Raw genomic sequence first — 17,213 nt, 5'->3', positions numbered from 1 at the left:
TCTCGTCCCCGATCGACCCAGCCAAGGAGAATTCATGGACACCGACGTGCTCATCGTCGGCGCGGGCCCGACCGGCCTGACGCTGGCCAACGAACTGCGGGTGGCGGGCGTGCCGACCCTGCTGGTCGACAAGCTGCCGCAGCGCAGCACGTTGTCGAAGGCGGGCGGCGTGCAGTCCCGCACCCAGGAAGCCTTCGACCAGCGCGGCCTGCTGGAACCGTTGCTGGCCACGGGAAATCACCCGACCGGCACCGCGCACTTCGCCGGGATCACGCTCTCGCTCACCCAGGGCAGGCACCGCCATCCTTGGCGGTCCATCCCGCAGGCGGTGATCGAAGGGTTCCTCGAACAACACCTTGCCGCACAAGGCATCTCCGTGCGACGAGACCACGAACTGACCGGACTCTCCCAGGACGAGGACGGGGTCACCGCGACCTTCGCGAGCGGCCGTGTCGTCCGCTCGCGTTACCTGGTCGCGGCCGACGGCGGCCGCAGCACGGTGCGGTCGTTGCTGGGGGCCGAGTTCCCCGGCAGGCCGGGCACGATGACCACCGTCGCCGCCGACGTGCGGTTGAGCGGCGACGACCCGGTGATGACGCACACCCGCAGCGAGGACGGGCACTGGGCATCGGTGTTCCCGCTCGGCACCGACCCGCAGGGCAGGCCCCTGCGCCGGCTCTCCCTGGGAGGGCCGGGCCGATCGCTGCCCCGGGAGGTCCCGGTCACCGAAGCCGAGATCCGCGACGGGCTGTCCGCCGTCTTCGGCTCCCGGGTGCAGCTGCTCGAACTGCGCTACGCCCGCCGCATCACCAACGCGGCCCGGCAGGCCGCGCAGTACCGGCACGGACGGGTGTTCCTGGCCGGCGACGCCGCCCACGTCCACCTCCCGATCGGCGCCCAGGGCATGAACACCGGGATCCAGGACGCGCTCAACCTGGGGTGGAAACTCGGTGCCGCGGTGCACGGCTGGGCCCCGGACCACCTGCTCGACACCTACCACGCCGAACGCCACCCGGTGGCGGCCGCCGTGCTGCGCAACGTCCAGGCGCAGAGCCTGTTGATGGACCAGCAGGGCACGCGCGACCCGGACCTGGTGGCCACCAAGGAACTGTTCGCCGCGCTGACCCAACTGCGGGACGTGCAGTACTTCCTCGACGACGTGCTGTCCGGGATGGGCATCCGCTACCCGATGCCGGGCACCGAGGGCCGGCCGCTCGTCGGCCTTCCCGCGCCGGACCTGGACCTCGGCCCGGTCCGGTCGCACGAACTGCTGCGGCGCGGGCGCGGCGTCCTGCTCGATCCGGCCGACCGGTTCGCCAAGGTCGCCGCCCTCTGGCACGACCGGGTCGACCGCGCGGGTCAGGGCGCCGGTACGGAACCGATGCTCATTCGCCCGGACGGCTACGTGTGCTGGGCAGGCAACCCGGACGACCTCGAACCGGCCCTCGGCCACTGGTTCGGCGAGCCGCACTGACCGGCAGCGCCGGTGCGGCCGCCGGTCAGTCGCGGCGTTCCGCGCGTTCGACGATCGCGGGGAACACCCGGCCGAACGACGCAAGGCTTTTGAACGGCTCGCCCGACAGAACCCGCTCGGCGATGCCGAAGGGGAACGCGGTGGCTCCGCTCACCATCACGACATAGGCGCCAGGCGTCTCCTCGTGCGTGGTCCACTCTCCGCCGTACGCACGCACGAGGACCTCGCCGGTGTAGGCCCCGATCAACTTCCACCACAGGTCGAAGCGCTGCCCGTCCAACGAACCCTCGGACAGCAGTTCGGCGCACACGGCGTCGAGCTCGCCGAGGCTGTTCAGGCTCCAGTCCAACTGGCGGCCGAACCGAGTGGCCACCAGCCCGACGCACCCCGTCGCCACGTTGCGCAAGCCGATGGCCGGATCCGTGGTCATGGCCGGTGATCGTGCCAGCCGCAGAGACTTCGCGGCAACGGACTTTCTTTCCCAGCCGACGTTTCGTTAGTGCAGTGCAGCCGGAGCGGATCAGCCGCGAATCAGGCGTTCCGCCCGATCGATGCGCCGCCGCACCTCGTGTTCCGTCTCGGGCTCTGCGGTGAACGCACTCCCCGGTTCGGGCGGGTTGGTGGCACCGACACGCCACGGTCGGCCCGGCTTGTCGAGCGCGGCCACCGGGCGTTACGATCAAGCTCGACGTACGAAAGCCACTGCCCGGTAGGTAGTCCGGGTGACGTTCCGGTGTTCGTGCAAGTGCCCGGTCATGGGCCACCTGTACGTCCTTTGTCGATCACGCACAAGGGACGGATCATGTCTGAACTGAAGGTTCTTGTCGTCGGCGCCGGTCTCGGCGGGCTCACCCTTGCCCAGTCGCTGCGGGGACACGGAATCGACGTCGCGGTCTTCGAACGCGACGCGGGCCCGTGGGACCGGCCGCAGGGCTACCGCCTGCACCTGGACGCCGACGCGATCAACGCCGCGCGAGAGGTGCTCCCCGCCCAGCTGTACGCCGTGTTCGAGGCGACGGCCCAGTACACCGAGCCGTTCACCACGATCCTGGGCACCGACCTGTCGGTCCTCAAACGCCTGCCGGCGCGGGACGACCACGGCCAGGTCTGGCCCGCGCACGACGGCCCCGCCGTCCACGCGAACGTCGACCGGGCCACCCTGCGCCAGATCCTGCTCGCCGGCCTGGAGGACGCCGTGCAGTTCGGCAAGACGGTGCAGCGCTACGAGAACACCGCCGACGGGGTGACCGCGTACTTCACCGACGGCTCCACGGCGCACGGTGACGTCCTGGCCGGCGCGGACGGCATCCGTTCGGCCGTCCGCCGGCACCGGGCCCCGCGGTGCGAGACCGTCGACGCGGGCATCACCGCGATCTACGGACGCCTGCCGATGGCCGTCGCCGAACCACTGGTCCCGGCCGAGACCCTCACCGACGTCTTCACGATCGCCTCGGACGAACGGAAGGTCTTCCTCGGGCTCGGTTCGGTGCGCTTCCCGACCTCTCCCGCCCAGGCCGCACAGCGGTTCGCCCCGGGGACGAGCATGTCCGATCAGGACGACTACGTGGTGACCATCGTCGGCGGCCGCCACGAGTTCTTTCCGGCCACCGCCGCGGGGATGCGCACGCTTCCGGCGGAGCAACTGCGCGGGATCGCCGCCGGGCTCCTCCAGAACTGGCCCGGCGGTGCCGCCGAGGTCGTCGGCAACGCGGACGCCGCCTCGTTCTTCCTCGTCGAGATGTACACCAGTGTGCCCGCCACACTGGACGCGCCCACCCGCGTCACCCTGCTCGGCGACGCGATCCACGCGATGACCCCCACTTTGGGGCGAGGGGCCAACGTCGCGATGCGGGACGGCGCCCTACTCGGTCGCGCGCTCAAGGAGGTCGTCGACGGCGGTCTGCCCCTGGCCGCGGCTCTGGCCGGCTACGAGCGTGAGATGACCGCCTACGGGTTCTCCGTAGTGCGGCAGGCAGCCCGGATCGGCCGGCAGCGCATGGCCCAGAACGCTCTGCCCGAATAACGGGCGCTGACGCCGCGCTGTCGGCAGTCGGTGTCACAGCACCGACTGCCGACAGCAAGACGTAACCGCCCGAAGAGCGCCAGTCAACGGCTCGAGGGCAGATACATCCGGCGTTCTTCGGAGGTGAGCTCTCGGGTGACGTGGCGGTTTGCCTGAGCGAGGACTTCGGTGATGGGTCCACAGGCGAGGCATCGCCAGATCCGGATCACGCCGTCGTCGTGGGCGGTGACGTATCGGCCGTCGGCGAGAGAAGTGACATCCGAAGCGGCGGCGCGGAATCCGGTGAACACCAGTGGTTCACCGGTACCGGTCGTCTTCCAGACTCGCACAGTGGCGTCGAGGCCGACCGTGATCAGCCGGCGGCTGTCTTGGCTGAAGGTCATGGCCCGGACCGCACCCTGGTCGCGGCCGCGCAACATGACCGGGCCGGTGCGGTGGGCCGGGTCGGCGATGTTCCAGATGTGGATGGTGCCGTCGTCGGCCGCGCCGGCGAGGTGGGCTCCGTCAGGGCTGAAGGCCAGTGTCCGAATCCGGCCGGCGTCGCCGGGCAACTCGGTGAGGCCGCCGGCTTCGAGGTCCCAGAGCAGGATGGTGCCCCGGACGACTCCGGCGATGTGGCGTCCATCGGGACTCCATCCGGTACGGATCGGCGGCGCAACCAACGTGCTACCGAGAAATGGTTCCGGAACCGGTTCGGCTGATGAGTCTTCAGGGGTGTTCCAGATGTACGGGATGCCGTCCGCGGCGAAGCCGACGAGCCGGTCGCCGTGCGCCATGAAGCCTACTTCCAGCACCGGGACACCCGGGTAGGTTTCCCGCAGCCGAGTCGGCGCGGCCGGGTTGGCGGTTTTCCAGATGTCCACGATGCCGTCCTCGTCGACAGCGGCCACCTGTCGCCCGCGGGGGCTGACGGCGACGTGGACCACCGGTTTGCCGTTGCCGGCCAGGACGATCGGGGCGCGGTCACCGGAGACGTCCCAGACGCGGACGGTTCCGTCCTGGCCGCCGCTGACCACCAGGCGCCCGTCCGCGCTGGCTGCGATGCCGGCAACCGGGCTGTTGGCCTCCGGGAGCTCGTTCGGGCCGGGCGCGGCGGTGGCCGGCCGTCCTTCGTGACCACGCAAGGCAACCAGATCCCCGACCGGGTCGACGTCCCAGGTCTTGACTGTCCCGTCGACAGCCACGCCGGCGACGGATCTTCCGTCGGGGCTGAACGCGACAGACCAGACAGCGACGCGGTGCCCCCGCAACACCGTCGGAACGCCGGCGTGGCCTGCGTTCCAGATTTCCGCTGTCCGGTCGTTGCCGGCGCTGGCGATCGAGTAGCCGTCGGGGCTGTAGGCGATGTCGAGGATGCCGCTGCCCTGCCGACCGAGCACCACTGCCTCAGCCGGGTGGGCGAGGTCACGAACCCGGACCGTGCCGTCGGCACCCGCCGACACCAGGTGGAGGCCGTCCGGGCTGAACGCCACAGCTTCCACTGAGCCTTCGTGACCACCCAACACCGCCGGACTCCCGCCGTCGGCGAGGTTCCAGAGCCGGACCGTGCCGTCCGCTCCGCCGCCGGCCAGCCACTTGCCGTCTCGGCTGAACGCCACGCCGAGGACCCATCCGGCGGGCCCGCGGAGCACGGTCGGCTGGTCGTCGCCCACCGCTTTCCAGATGCGGACCGCACCATCGCTCCCGCCCACGGCCACCTGTTGACCGTCCGAACTGAGCGCGACCTTGCCCCGCCAGGTCAGGCCCTGCACCGGGTGCATCGCGGCCGGCTGTGCTTGGCCGGCCAGGACCTTCTCCCACTCCCAAACCGACACGCCTTCATCGCCCAGCGCCGCGATCCTACGGCCGTCCGCGCTGAACACCGGCCTCGTCGGCGATGAGGCGGTGCGCAATGTCTGCGTCACGGCCCCGATGCCGTGTTCGGCGTCCCAAGTCCGCACCTGAAGCGTGCCGCCGGCAATACCGCCCTCACCGGCGACGACATGTTTCCCGTCCGGGCTGAAGGCCGCGCCACCGAACGAGCGGCTTTCCGCAGGATGGGCCCCGACGCTGGTTCCTCCCAGCGTGGTCCGGATGTGCGAATCGACGGTCGCTTGCCGGAGCACGGCCTCGGTGTCCTCGGACGGCGCGACCCGATACGCCTCACGAGCCAGCAGTAAGCCGAGCTCGGGATCGACCGGGAGTTGCGCACGGGCGTCGGCGACCAGCTGACGCCCCTCCGCGAGCGTCCGCTGGTCGTCGGCTCGGGCGGCCATGACCAGCGCGACCACCGCGAGGACGGTCACGATGACCACGGCCGAGCTCAGACCACCGACCGTGAACCGGACCCGGCGCCGCCGCGCCAGGCGTTCCCGTTCCGCGGCGTCGCAGCCGGCGGCCAGGAAGGTGCGCTCGAGGTCATTGAGCCGGCCGGTCGGGCGTCCTTCCCAGGTATCGAGGCGGGCTCCTCGATACAGCAAGCCGGCGTCCCGCTCGTGGCGGTCCCACTCGGCGGCGGCTTCGGTGAGCCGCCGGTGGATCCGGTGTCCGTCACGGTCCTCGGCCAGCCAGCCGCGCAGCCGGGGCCAATGCCGGATCAGCGCTTCGTGTGCGATCTCGATGCCGTGGTGTCCGAGGGACAGCAGCCGCGCCTCGGTCAACCTGGCCAGGACGACTGCGGTGTCCGGTTCGTCGTGGTCGAGCTCCTCCAGCGGAACTCGGCGTTTGATGTCCTCGGTACTGTCACCCAACGCGGTGAGCCGCAGGAAGAGGTGTTCGGCCACCTCTTGCTGGTGGGCGTCGAGACTCGCGTACGTTTCCTCCGCGGTGCGAGCGAGGGCGTGTTCGATGCCACCGGCCGCCTCGTACCCGGCCAGGGTCAGGGTGGTTCCTCGCCGCCGCAGCCAGGTCTGCAGCAACGCGTGGGATACCAACGGCAACGCGCCGGGCTGACCGGCCGTGTCGGCGACCAGCCGGGCGACCAGTGCCGTCTCCACCCGGTATTCCTGTTGCTCGGCCGGCCTGGTGACCGCCAGCCGCAACTCGTCGACGGTCATCGGGCCGACGAGCAGCTGCGTATCGGTCAACGCCGCCACGAGGCTGGTGTACTGCCCGCAGTGGCCCAGGAAGTCGGCCCTGGTGCCCAGCACGACTCGGGCCCGGCTGTCCGGGCGCGTGGCGGCGGTGATCAGCGCGGTGATGAACCGGTCCCGTTCTGCCGGGTCGGTGCACAAGGTGAAGATCTCCTCGAACTGGTCCACGACCAGGACCAGATCGGACTCTGCGGGCCGGTTCACCATGATCTGCCGGATCCGCAACCCCAGCTGGCCCGGGTCGGCCAGCACCTCGTCCCGCAATTCTCCGGGCGAAACTCCCGCCAACCCCGCCAGATTGATGGCGCACTCCTCCACGGGATGCGCCCCGGGAGTGAAGAGCACAATAGGCGAGGCCTTGGTCGTGGGGTCTTCGCGGAGATGGGCGATGAGACCGGCGCGGAGCAACGACGACTTACCGCATCCCGAAGGCCCGAACACACCGAGAAACCGCTGCCTGCCCAGCCGCCTCACCAGATCGGCAACGAGTCGTTCCCGACCGAAGAACCGGTCCGCGTCGTCTATCTCGAGAACGGCCAAACCCGCGTACGGCGCCCGGCTGTCGCGATCCATCTCGACCTGGCAGCCATCCTCCGCAGCCAGTTCGACGGTCACCGTCTTCCACCGCTGTTCCCAGTCGGCGGTGTCACCGCCACACGCGGCCACGTACGCCAGCGTGACCGGCAGGCTCGGCAGCTTGCGCCCGTCCACCGCCTGCGACAGCGCGCCCACCGAATAGTGCGCACGAGCGCTGAGCTGCCGGTACGACGGCCTGCCCGCCTGATCACGCAGACCGCGCAGATCACGCGCGAAGCCGACCACAAGATCATTACCCGGCCCCAACGGCCGTTCCGGTCTCGGCATGTCAACCACCCCGGGATGTCATTGTTCACGGATCTTTGTTCAGTGTCGAGCGGCGGAGAATGAACAACCGGATAGCGATAGACAGAACGCCGTGCACGAAACCCGGTGACTGAGTGGACGAATCGGAAGCTCGTTACCGGACCGGAAAGAACTATTGCAATCGAACGAAGCGCGGTGGCTGTCAAACAGGAGCAACTCACTCTTCAGGACAGCCGCCGCGTTTCTCCAAGGGAGGAGTGCAGATGGGCAAGGCGATGAGGGTTGGTTTCGCGGCCGTCCTGGCGGCCGTCACGTCCGGGAGTGTGCTGGTCGGCTCGGCAGCAGCGGCCACCGAGACAAGCTCGGGCTGGATGCTCGTCCAGGGCACCTGTGGCGATACGTTCCAGCCGAGAGTCAACGGCGGTGAAGCAGGCTGGACGGTCATCTGCGGCGGCGGCACGGTCCGGGCGAACGGCTGGGTGAAGGACACCAAGGCCGACGGCAAGGGCGCCGAAGTTTACGGCGGCTGGGGAGACGGCGCGGACTTCGGCACCGTGCGCACGGGCGGCAAAGGCTCGATCGCGCGGTTCGACAAGTCGCACGCCGGGTCGGTCGTCAACCTCTGGCTCCGCGTCATCTAGCGCCGGCCGATCACCGGTAGCCACCGGTTCGCCGAGGGAAGAGGGGATTCCGCCCGGGCCGACCCGGCCCAGGCGGAATCCCCGCCACCCGAAACCAATGGCCTGAGGATCGCGGGACGGCATACTCTGCTCGGGTGATCGAGATCGGTTCACGGGCGCGCACGCTGCCGGCACCGCCGGCGGTCGTCTGGGACTCGCTCGTGGAGCCTCGCCGGCCGGGAACCCGTCCGTGGCTTCACTTGCTGGCCGACGAAGTCGATCCCAGAGTCCTCGCCGCGGAGAAACCCGGCCAGGTCACGTGGTCTTCACTGTGGCCGAGCCGGCCCGATGATCGGATACATTTCGCGCTGACGGCCTCGCCCGACGGCGGGACCTTGCTGAGATTCACCCTGCTGACCCCCGGCGAAGCCCCCGACCAGAGCAAGACCGGGCACCTTCGGCGACGGCTCAACCAACTGCTGTTCGCCGATCTTCGTTTCTCCTATGGCCAGTGAGCGGTGATTCTCAGGTGCCCTCCCGACGCAAAGCTGCGGCCATCCACTCCTGAACCGCCGCCGTCTTGTCCGGGTCCGGCTTGGAGGTGCCGTTGATCGTCGCCACGAGAGTCGTGTACCTGACCATCAGGTTCGTCCCGGTCAGCTTGGCCCGGGTCTGCGCGGACCTGGTCCGGTCGAAGCCGATCATGCTGCGGCGGGCCTTGTCGAGGTCGTGGTCACCGGTCATGGCGGCGACGAAACCGGCCGAGTCGGCCGCCATCCGCTCGGCGATGTCGCGGGCCTGCGGGGAGTCCGCCGGGACGCCCGCTTGGTGCGCCGCCTGCGCCTCCAGGTAGAGCAGCCTGCGCTGTTCGGCGCGGGCCAGCATTTCCGGCGTGGCCATGAGTTTGCCTTGCTCGGTGCCGAAGGCGCGGCGGAAGTGGTCCCGCAATTCGGTGCGGAACTGCTCGTCCCGCACGATTTCGGCGAGTTCGATCCAGGCCTCGAGTTGCTCGGTGGACGGCTCCTCCGGCAGGTGCGGCCGCCGGCTGCGCAGCCGGTCCAGGTAGCCGGGATGGACGTCCAGACCGTCGGTCACGAAGTCCCAGAACCGGCTGATGAGCTGGTCGCGGTCGTCGTCGGACATCGACACGAGCTTGTGCATCAAGCACACCTGGTCCGTCGTGGTCTGCTGCCGCACGATGGTCCGCAGCACGGCGCGGCGCGCGCGGAACTGCCGCAACCGGTCCTCGACCAGCCGCAGATGCCGGGCAGCCAGCTCCTGCAGGGTGCTCTCCTCAGCCAGCACCCGGCGGATGTCGTCCAGGCCGGCGCCGAGGTCGCGGAGGGTACGCACGAGTTCGAGCCGGGCGATGGCCTGCACGTCGTACTGCCGGAAGCCGCCCTCGGTGAGACCGGTGGGCGCGACCACGCCCTCGTCGGCGTAGAACCTGATCGCGCTCACGCTCAGACCGGTGCGGCGGGCGACATCGCCGATGGGATAGAGCTCGTTCATACCCGCCACTATGCGATCTCGACCGGCTTGAGGGTCAAGACTCCCGACCGGTGGCCGCCGGGTAGTCCAGTCCGGCGGACAGCAGGGCGAACGCCTGCCCGGTCAGCTCGGATTCCGGCGCTCGGCTGCCGGCCGCTCGCCAAGCTACGACGGCCGGCTGGACCGCGCACAGCGTTACCGAAGCCACCAGGTGCGGCCGGGGATCCGCAGCCGGGTCCACGCCCATCCGGGCGCCGATCAGCCGCGCCACCTCGTCGAACCGGGCGGCCGCCCGCTCGAGGCGTGCGGCCGTCAGCGCCGGGCTGACCGAGATCACGTCCTGCAGGCTGTGGAAGCGCGAGTCAGTCTCGTACGTCCGGACGACTTCGACCGCGGCCGTCCGCATCGCGGTCAGCACGGGCAGGCCGGCCGGTTGCGCGGCGAACGCCTCGAGGACCGCCGTGATCTGGTCGTCCGCGAGGGCCAGCGCGACGTCCTCCTTCGAGGCGAAGTACCGGAAGAACGTCCGCGAGGAGACTTCGACCGATTCGGCGATCTGGTCGATGGTCGTGGCCTCGAAGCCGTTGGCGCAGAACAGCGCGTGGGCGGCATCGATCAGCGCCTCCCGCGTCCGCTGCTTCTTCCGTTCCCGCAGGCCGAGCTTCTCCATGCCGGCCAGCTTACGGCCATCACGTCATAGACAGACTCTTGTCAGTTGAAGACACTTGACACTCCATGACAGAATTAGGGCATGCCCAAGGCCCCCGCACCGACGTCTCGTTACTGGAAGCTGCAGCGGCAGCTGACGCGGCTCAACACGTTCCTGTTCCGCAAAACCGGCGGCAAAGTGGGCGGCTCGTACTTCGGCGGCGCACCGGTGCTGCTGCTGCACCACGTCGGCCGCAAGTCCGGCGAGGCCCGGATCAGCCCCCTGATCTACCTCGACGACGCCCCGCGGCTGGTCGTCGTCGCCTCGAAAGGCGGCGTGGACGCGCACCCGGCGTGGTTCCACAACCTGACGGCGATGGCGACCACGGAAGTGGAGTTGCCCGGAGGCGAACGCCGCCGGGTCCGCCCGCACGTCGCCGAAGGCGCGGAGCGAGCCCGCTTGTGGGACCGAGCGGTGGCGATCTACAAAACCTATGCGGCGTATGCGACCTACACCGAACGGACGATTCCGGTGGTCGTCCTCGAACCCGCCGACGCCACACCGACGGAGTGAGCACGCCCGGAGACGACGTCGCGTTCGATCAGCGCGTCCGCTCCTGCGCCGCGAGGTAGTCGTGCAGCCGGGCGTGCCGGAACTGGTAGACCCTGCCCGCCGCCCTCAGCACTCCCCGCTGGTGGGCATCGGCCAAGAACGGCATCACGCGCCACGGCAGGCGTCCGGTCAAGGACAGCCACAACCGCGCGAGCAGCCAGGGCCCCCAGACCGTGACGAACAGCATCCAGATCAGCAGTCCCGCCGCGGCGGTGGCCAGGAAGCCGGGAATCCAGCGCCCGCCGGCTAACACGACGGAGATCGGAACGCCGAACGCGGGCTCGAAGGCGAAGGCCAAGGCCAGCATCGTCCAGAGCACGGCCGCCCCACCCAGGCCGACGGCGAGACCCTGGCGCAGCGCGGCTCGCCGGTCGGTGCGCAACAGCTCGGCCGGACTGGTGGTCTCGGTGGGATCGACCGGGGTCCCGAGCGCGCGGACGAAGGACACGACGAACCACGTGCCGAGACCGGAGAACAGACCGGCGGCGAGCCCGACGGGAACCACGTTGCCACCGTGCCCGAACTCCGCCGCCGCGACGCCGAACAGCGCGCAGCCGCCGGTCCACACGACCAGCCACGCAAGGGTGCGCCATCCCCGCAAGCTGACCGCAAGTTGTCCGGCGATCTGCCCGAGCCTGCCCAGTATCTGCAGCCGGATGCGGGCCGGGGCGGGCCGGATACCGCGGGCCTGGCCCACGATGGTCCCTCCGGCGATGCCGGCGATCACGCCGGCGACCGGACTCGGGGCCGGTTCTTGAGACGATGCACGAGAACGGCTCTCGCGTGGTACCCGGCCCACCTGCTATCACAGGTCGACGAGGGGGCCGGCTGCTCCCGATAGAGCGGAGAGTTCATGGCCAAGGGTTTGACCTATGCCGACGCGGCGAGGCTGCTGGATGACAGTCATCTGGTGGGGGCATTGGACAGGCTGCTCGGCGGCGCCCTGCTCGCCGCCTCGGCCGGTGGAGCGGGATTCGTCCTGAGCCTGTTCGACGCCAAGGCCGAGCTGGCCCGGCTGAGCGTCGGGCTGGTGAACGGGTTGCGGGCGCGAGTGAGCCACGGCCGGAGAACCGATCGCACCGAGCGCATCGCGGCAGCCCATTCGGTGCTGGTCGTGGCGGCGTTCTTCGAGTGTCTGGCGCAGGCGGACGTCGGGTTCGACGTGGCCGCGCTGGACCTTTCGAAAGCGGATCAGCGGACGCTCGCCGCCTCGGTGATCCGCACGCCCGTTCCGTTGCCGGCGCCCCAGTTGCCGTACGAAGCGTCGCTGGAGGTGCTGCGCGGTTTCTACGCGGACCTGGCCCGGCCGGTGCTCGGCTTCATCCAGGGCTTGGCGGTGTGGGACGGCCTGGACGAGACCCGCCGGGATCGGCTGACCGATACCCTGCTCCGGATCCTGCCCGAACGGGCCGTGGCCCGGTACGAGGAGTGCTTCCGGCGATTGGCCGTCGACTTCCCGGAGGTGGCGTTCTGGGCGAACCTGGTGGATCACCAGGCAACCCGGGCTGACCTCCAAGCGTTGCGGCACGGACTGGCCGGCATCGAACGCGTTCTGGCAGACCTCGCCGGCGGCCGAGAGCCTGATGAATGGCGGCTGGCTCTGGCCAGGGCCTACCAGGCCGCGCTGGTCCGGACGATCCTGCCGGAAGCACGCACCCCGGACGGCGTCACGCTGCCGGCATTGGGCGCGGCGTACATCGATCCGAGTTTCCGCGTCGCGGAGACCGGGACCGTCCCGGCGGACGAAGGGCGTTGGCAGGAAATCGCCGTCCGTGACGATCTCCAGGAGTTCCTGCTCGGGCACCTGACCGCACCGCAGGCGATCGACGCTCCCCTGGTGATCCTCGGACAGCCGGGCAGCGGCAAGTCGGTGCTGACCCAGGTACTGGCCGCCCGGCTGCCACCGAGCGAGTTCCTCGTGGTCCGGGTCGTGCTCCGGGAAGTAGCGGCGGACGCCGAGCTGCAGGATCAGATCGAGCGCGCCCTCCGCCTGACCACCGGGGAGTCCATGACCTGGCCGGAAATGGTGCGCGGTGCCGGCGACGCGCTCCCCGTGGTGCTGATGGACGGGTTCGACGAGCTGCTGCAGACCACCGGGGTGAACCAGTCGGACTACTTCGAGCGGGTGGCGAACTTCCAGCGGCGGGAGGCCGTTCTGGGCCGGCCGGTCGCGATCGTGGTCACCAGCCGGACCGTCGTCGCCGACCGCGCCCGGCCGGTGGCCGGCATGGTGACGATCCGCCTCGAGCCGTTCGACGACGGTCAGGTCCGTCGCTGGCTGGACGTCTGGAACACGGTGAACCGCCCGATCCCGGCCGAGGCGGTACTGGCGCACAGCGAGCTGGCCGCCCAGCCACTGCTGTTGCTGCTGCTCGCCCTCTATCACGCCGATGGGCAGCCGCTGCACAGCGACGACCAGCCGCTGGGCCAAGCGGAGTTGTACGAGCGGCTGTTGAGCAGGTTCGCCGAGCGCGAAGTAGGCAAGCTCGGCGCGGGACTCCCCGCCGAGGACCACCAGCGCGCCGTCGACCGGGAACTGCTCAGGCTCTCCGTGGTGGCGTTCGCGATGTTCAACCGCCGGCAGCAGTGGGTGAGTGCGGCAGAAGTCGACACCGACCTCGCGATCCTGCTCGAGGCCGCGGAGAGCCGGCCCGCGCCGGGACTGCGTGCTCCCCTCACCGCCGGGGAGGACGTCATCGGCAAGTTCTTCTTCATCCACCGGGCTCAGGCACGGCGCGGCGACCAGCGGCTGACCACCTACGAGTTCCTGCACGCCACGTTCGGCGAGTACCTCATCGCCCGGCTGGTCGCCAGAGAGCTCGACGACCTCGTCGCGACCGCCGAGCTCGGCGCCGTCCGGACCCGGAAGGCCTTCATCGACGACGCTTTCCCGTACGCGCTGCTTTCGTTCGCACCATTGACCATGCGGCACACCGCGGTGTACTTCCTGAACCAGCGTCTCGAGGTTCTGCCCCGGCCCCGGCGATCGACGCTGCGGCAGCTGCTGCTGTCCCTCTTCCACCGAGCGCTGATGGCGCGGCATGCCGGCCGGTACGACGAGTACCAGCCGGACACCGTCTCGGTGCCCGCGCGACACGCGACCTATTCGGCCAACCTGCTGCTGCTGATCGTGTCGGTCGGCGGCGAGGTCAGCGTCGCCGAACTGTTCCCGGACCGGCCGGATCCGATCCATGACTGGCAGGAGATCAGCTCGCTGTGGCAGGCGGTGCTGCCGGAAGAAGGCTGGATGGTGCTCATCGACCAGCTCATGCTCACTCGCGGCTGGGAGGGCGACCGTCGCACCCTGACCGTCGCACCTACGACACGCGAGCGGGTGGAGCCCTTCGACCCGTTCTGGGCCTACGACTTCAGTCCGGACCACGAGCACCGCCGGGGTAACTGGTACGGCTGGCTGTACGAAGGCGGCAATGTGCTGCGGACTCGCATGGACTGGGTAGCCGACCGGGGTGCCGGCGCGTTCGCGCACGCACTGGAACCGCTGTCGATCGAATTCGGCAACATGGTCACCACCTTCTTCGACTTCTGGCAGGGCCGGCCGGTATCGGCGGCCCACGCCTTGATCGCCCTGTGGACGGCATCAGGCTCGGCCGCGGATCAGGAGCAGTTGGTCCACGCCCACGAGACCTGCCTGCGGTTCGCCATCGACGGGTTCGCGCCGCACGACGCCGACACCAGGGAGTACTTCCGGAAGCTGTACCTGAGCCAGCTGGTCGCGGACCGGGACAAGTTGCCACCGAAGTGGATCGACGACGCCACGCACCGGCTCCTGTCCACCCAGGGGGCGGACAAGGAAAGAACGAAGCTGGCCATGCTGGCCCGCGACTATCTCGGCGTGGCGAACGGTGAGTCGGGCATCGTGGGAGAACGGGGGTAATGATGTCCGCGCGCGGCTCGCCATCACGGCCGTTCCGCCGCTCACCGGACGATCCGGTAACGCACATGCGTGGCGTTGCGGCCTTCGAGCCGCCGGAGGGGTTCCAGTTCGACGGCGCCGAGTCCGGTCGGCTCGAACAAGCGCGCCCGCTGCCCAGCAGCACCGGCACCAAGTGCAGCTCGAGCTCGTCGAGCTGGCCGGCCGCCAGGAGGGCCTGCGCCGCCCCCGCGCCGTGGACCAGTACCGGTCGGTCGCCCGCCGCTTCGCGGGCCTCGACCGCGCACGCCGTGACGTCCGTGTAGAACTTCGCGCTGCCCGGTGGCGAGTCGGCCGGGTCGATGCGGTGGGTGAGCACGTGGATCGGCACGCCGTCGTGGTGGTCGCCCTGCCACCGCCCGGCCAGCTCGAACGTCCGGCGGCCGGACACCACCGCGCCGGTCGACGCGGCCTCGGCGTACACCTGCCCGTTGACGCCCTCGGTCATGCGGTCGTCGAGCCAGTCGAACAGCCGCCCGCCGCCGCGGCCGAGTTCCTGGCCCGGCCGGTCGTCCGGGCCGGCGATGTAGCCGTCGACCGACATGGACATGTACAGCCGCAGTGGTGTCCTGGCCATTCTCGTTCCCCTTCCTCCGAACAGCCGGCGCCGGCACGGCGCCGCTCTCACCCGTACGTCGATCGCGCGACGCCGGATTCGACAGCCGGATCAGAGAGAAGTCCCTACACCGCCTTCTTGAAGGACTCGAAACCTTCGCGTTACATCTTGACGCGGCCGACGTAATCGTTCACAGTCCTCCTACTGCATTCAGCCGCACCGCCGATCCCCCGCCCTCCCTGATCCCCCACCGCGTTCCCGCAAAATGTTAGCGCTAACACTGCGCCGGCGGTCCCCACGACGAAAGGAAAGATGCCATGTCGCTTGGACTTGCGCGCACCGCGAGGTGGCGCCGCCGGTGGCGGGCGGGGTCGGCCGCCGCGGCCGTCGTGACCGTCGCGGCCGGGCTGCTCACCGTGGCGCCCATGACGGCGTCGGCCGCCACCGTGGACCCCACCGCCTGGTACGTCCTGCTGAACCGCAACAGCGGCAAGGCCCTCGACGTCAACGGCGCCTCCACCGCCGACGGCGCCAACCTCATCCAGTGGACCCGCTCCAACGCCACCAACCAGCAGTTCCAGTTCGTGGACGCCGGCGGCGGCAACTACAAGCTGCGCGCGCGGCACTCGGGCAAGCTCGCCGACGTGCTGGGCGCGTCCACCGCCGACGGCGCCAGTGTGGTGCAGTGGACCGACAACGGCGGCGCCAACCAGCAGTTCAGCCTCGCCGACTCCGGCAGCGGGTACGTCCGGCTGGTCAACCGCAACAGCGGCAAGGTGGCTGACGTGCAGGGCGCCTCGACGGCCGACGGCGCCGGTGTGGTGCAGGCCAGCAGCGGGACCGGCAACGACCAGCAGTGGCAGCTCGTCCAGGTCGACGGGGGCAGCGCCACCTGCACGCTGCCGTCGACGTACCGCTGGTCGTCGACCGGTCCGTTGGCGAACCCGAAGTCCGGGTGGGTCGCGCTCAAGGACTTCACCAACGTCGTCTACAACGGCAAGCACGTCGTCTACGGCACGACGCACGACACCGGATCGAACTGGGGATCGATGAGCTTCGCCCCCTTCACGAACTGGTCCGACATGGCCACCGCCGGCCAGAACACGTTGTCCATCGGGGCCGTCGCGCCGACGCTGTTCTACTTCGCCCCGAAGAACATCTGGGTGCTCACCTACCAGTGGGGCTGGCCCGACACCTTCTCCTACCGCACCTCGAGCGACCCCACCAACCCCAACGGCTGGTCCGCGCAGCAGACGCTGTTCACGGGCACCCTTCCCAGCGGGGCCCCGCTGGACCAGACCATCATCGGCGACGGCACGAACATGTACCTGTTCTTCGCCGACGACAACGGCGGCATCTACCGCGCCACCATGCCCATCGGGAACTTCCCGGGCAGTTTCGGCTCGAGCTACACGAAGATCATGAGCGACACTCCCGTCAACCTGTTCGAAGCGCCCGAGGTCTACAAGGTCCAGGGCCAGAACCAGTACCTCATGATCGTCGAGGCGCAGGGCGCGAACGGGCGCTTCTTCCGGTCGTTCACCGCCACCAGCCTGGGCGGCTCCTGGACGCCGCAGGCCGCCACCGAGAGCAATCCCTTCGCGGGCAAGGCCAACAGCGGCGCCACCTGGACCAGGGACATCAGCCACGGCGATCTGGTCCGCACCAACCCCGACCAGACCAAGACCGTCGACCCGTGCAACTTGCAGATGCTCTACCAGGGGCGCGACCCGAGCTCCGACGGCATGGACTACGGCCTCCTGCCGTACAAGCCGGGCGTGCTGACGCTGCAGCGCTGATCGATCGAGAACGGCGAACCGGAGAGGGGGGGGGGGGGGGGGGCGGGGGCGGGCCGCGCGGGCCGCCCGGCCAGGGGGCGGGCGGCACGCGGCGCCCCGCCCCCGCGCCCGCCGCCCCGCGCCGCGCGCGGCGCCGGGCCGGGC

13 protein-coding genes and 1 pseudogene are annotated in these 17,213 nt (G+C 69.9%); 7 read left to right on the top strand and 7 right to left on the bottom strand.

Annotated features, from left to right (window positions below):
- Positions 1 to 34: 34 nt before the first annotated feature.
- Complete coding sequence (locus ISP_RS15345; protein ID WP_013224784.1) at positions 35 to 1,474, top strand: FAD-dependent monooxygenase; 1,440 nt, start codon at positions 35 to 37, stop codon at positions 1,472 to 1,474.
- Positions 1,475 to 1,499: 25 nt separating this feature from the next.
- Here ISP_RS15345 and ISP_RS15340 read toward each other — a convergent pair whose 3' ends face one another.
- Complete coding sequence (locus tag ISP_RS15340) at positions 1,500 to 1,904, bottom strand: hypothetical protein (protein WP_013224783.1); 405 nt, start codon at positions 1,902 to 1,904, stop codon at positions 1,500 to 1,502.
- Positions 1,905 to 1,994: 90 nt separating this feature from the next.
- Positions 1,995 to 2,141, bottom strand: a complete 147-nt coding sequence (locus ISP_RS15335) for a hypothetical protein (RefSeq protein ID WP_014466894.1) — start codon at positions 2,139 to 2,141, stop codon at positions 1,995 to 1,997.
- A gap of 135 nt (positions 2,142 to 2,276) precedes the next feature.
- Here ISP_RS15335 and ISP_RS15330 point away from each other — a divergent pair, with 135 nt between their 5' ends.
- Entirely contained in the window at positions 2,277 to 3,497 is a 1,221-nt protein-coding gene (locus ISP_RS15330) for an FAD-dependent oxidoreductase (RefSeq protein ID WP_013224782.1), read from the top strand.
- Positions 3,498 to 3,580: 83 nt separating this feature from the next.
- Here the strand turns inward: ISP_RS15330 and ISP_RS15325 are convergent, their stop codons facing one another.
- Complete coding sequence (locus tag ISP_RS15325; protein ID WP_230468789.1) at positions 3,581 to 7,432, bottom strand: WD40 repeat domain-containing protein; 3,852 nt, start codon at positions 7,430 to 7,432, stop codon at positions 3,581 to 3,583.
- Positions 7,433 to 7,674: 242 nt separating this feature from the next.
- On the opposite strand from ISP_RS15325, the gene ISP_RS15320 reads away from it, so the two are divergent.
- Together ISP_RS15320 and ISP_RS15315 are read left to right on the top strand one after the other, a co-directional pair.
- The gene (locus ISP_RS15320; protein ID WP_013224780.1) at positions 7,675 to 8,052 is read left to right on the top strand and encodes a hypothetical protein; all 378 of its coding nucleotides are present in this window, start codon (positions 7,675 to 7,677) and stop codon (positions 8,050 to 8,052) included.
- 134 nt (positions 8,053 to 8,186) lie between these two features.
- Positions 8,187 to 8,546 (top strand): SRPBCC family protein, encoded by a 360-nt coding sequence (locus ISP_RS15315; RefSeq protein ID WP_013224779.1) that lies wholly within the window; start codon positions 8,187 to 8,189, stop codon positions 8,544 to 8,546.
- Between the two features lie 10 nt (positions 8,547 to 8,556).
- Here ISP_RS15315 and ISP_RS15310 read toward each other — a convergent pair whose 3' ends face one another.
- Together ISP_RS15310 and ISP_RS15305 are read right to left on the bottom strand one after the other, a co-directional pair.
- On the bottom strand, positions 8,557 to 9,543 hold the full coding sequence (locus ISP_RS15310; protein ID WP_013224778.1) for a helix-turn-helix domain-containing protein: 987 nt from the start codon (positions 9,541 to 9,543) through the stop codon (positions 8,557 to 8,559).
- A 34-nt stretch (positions 9,544 to 9,577) separates the two neighbouring features.
- Positions 9,578 to 10,192, bottom strand: coding sequence for a TetR family transcriptional regulator (locus ISP_RS15305; protein ID WP_013224777.1), 615 nt, complete (start codon positions 10,190 to 10,192; stop codon positions 9,578 to 9,580).
- Positions 10,193 to 10,273: 81 nt separating this feature from the next.
- Here ISP_RS15305 and ISP_RS15300 point away from each other — a divergent pair, with 81 nt between their 5' ends.
- Positions 10,274 to 10,744, top strand: a complete 471-nt coding sequence (locus ISP_RS15300; protein ID WP_013224776.1) for a nitroreductase/quinone reductase family protein — start codon at positions 10,274 to 10,276, stop codon at positions 10,742 to 10,744.
- Positions 10,745 to 10,772: 28 nt separating this feature from the next.
- On the opposite strand, the gene ISP_RS15295 is transcribed toward ISP_RS15300, so the two are convergent.
- Positions 10,773 to 11,510 (bottom strand): hypothetical protein, encoded by a 738-nt coding sequence (locus tag ISP_RS15295; RefSeq protein WP_013224775.1) that lies wholly within the window; start codon positions 11,508 to 11,510, stop codon positions 10,773 to 10,775.
- Between the two features lie 126 nt (positions 11,511 to 11,636).
- Here ISP_RS15295 and ISP_RS15290 point away from each other — a divergent pair, with 126 nt between their 5' ends.
- Positions 11,637 to 14,678, top strand: a complete 3,042-nt coding sequence (locus ISP_RS15290) for an NACHT domain-containing protein (RefSeq protein WP_013224774.1) — start codon at positions 11,637 to 11,639, stop codon at positions 14,676 to 14,678.
- Positions 14,679 to 14,877: 199 nt separating this feature from the next.
- On the opposite strand, the pseudogene ISP_RS15285 reads toward ISP_RS15290, so the two are convergent.
- Positions 14,878 to 15,258, bottom strand: a pseudogene (locus ISP_RS15285) (dihydrofolate reductase family protein); the annotation flags it as partial.
- A 329-nt stretch (positions 15,259 to 15,587) separates the two neighbouring features.
- Here ISP_RS15285 and ISP_RS15280 point away from each other — a divergent pair.
- Entirely contained in the window at positions 15,588 to 17,069 is a 1,482-nt protein-coding gene (locus ISP_RS15280) for a non-reducing end alpha-L-arabinofuranosidase family hydrolase (protein ID WP_013224773.1), read from the top strand.
- Positions 17,070 to 17,213: the final 144 nt, after the last annotated feature.

Origin of the sequence: Amycolatopsis mediterranei (assembly GCF_026017845.1) — a bacterium.
GTDB lineage: Bacteria > Actinomycetota > Actinomycetes > Mycobacteriales > Pseudonocardiaceae > Amycolatopsis > Amycolatopsis mediterranei.
The sequence above is the reverse complement of the archived record's forward strand: the minus strand, read 5'-3'. Positions and strand labels throughout refer to the sequence as shown.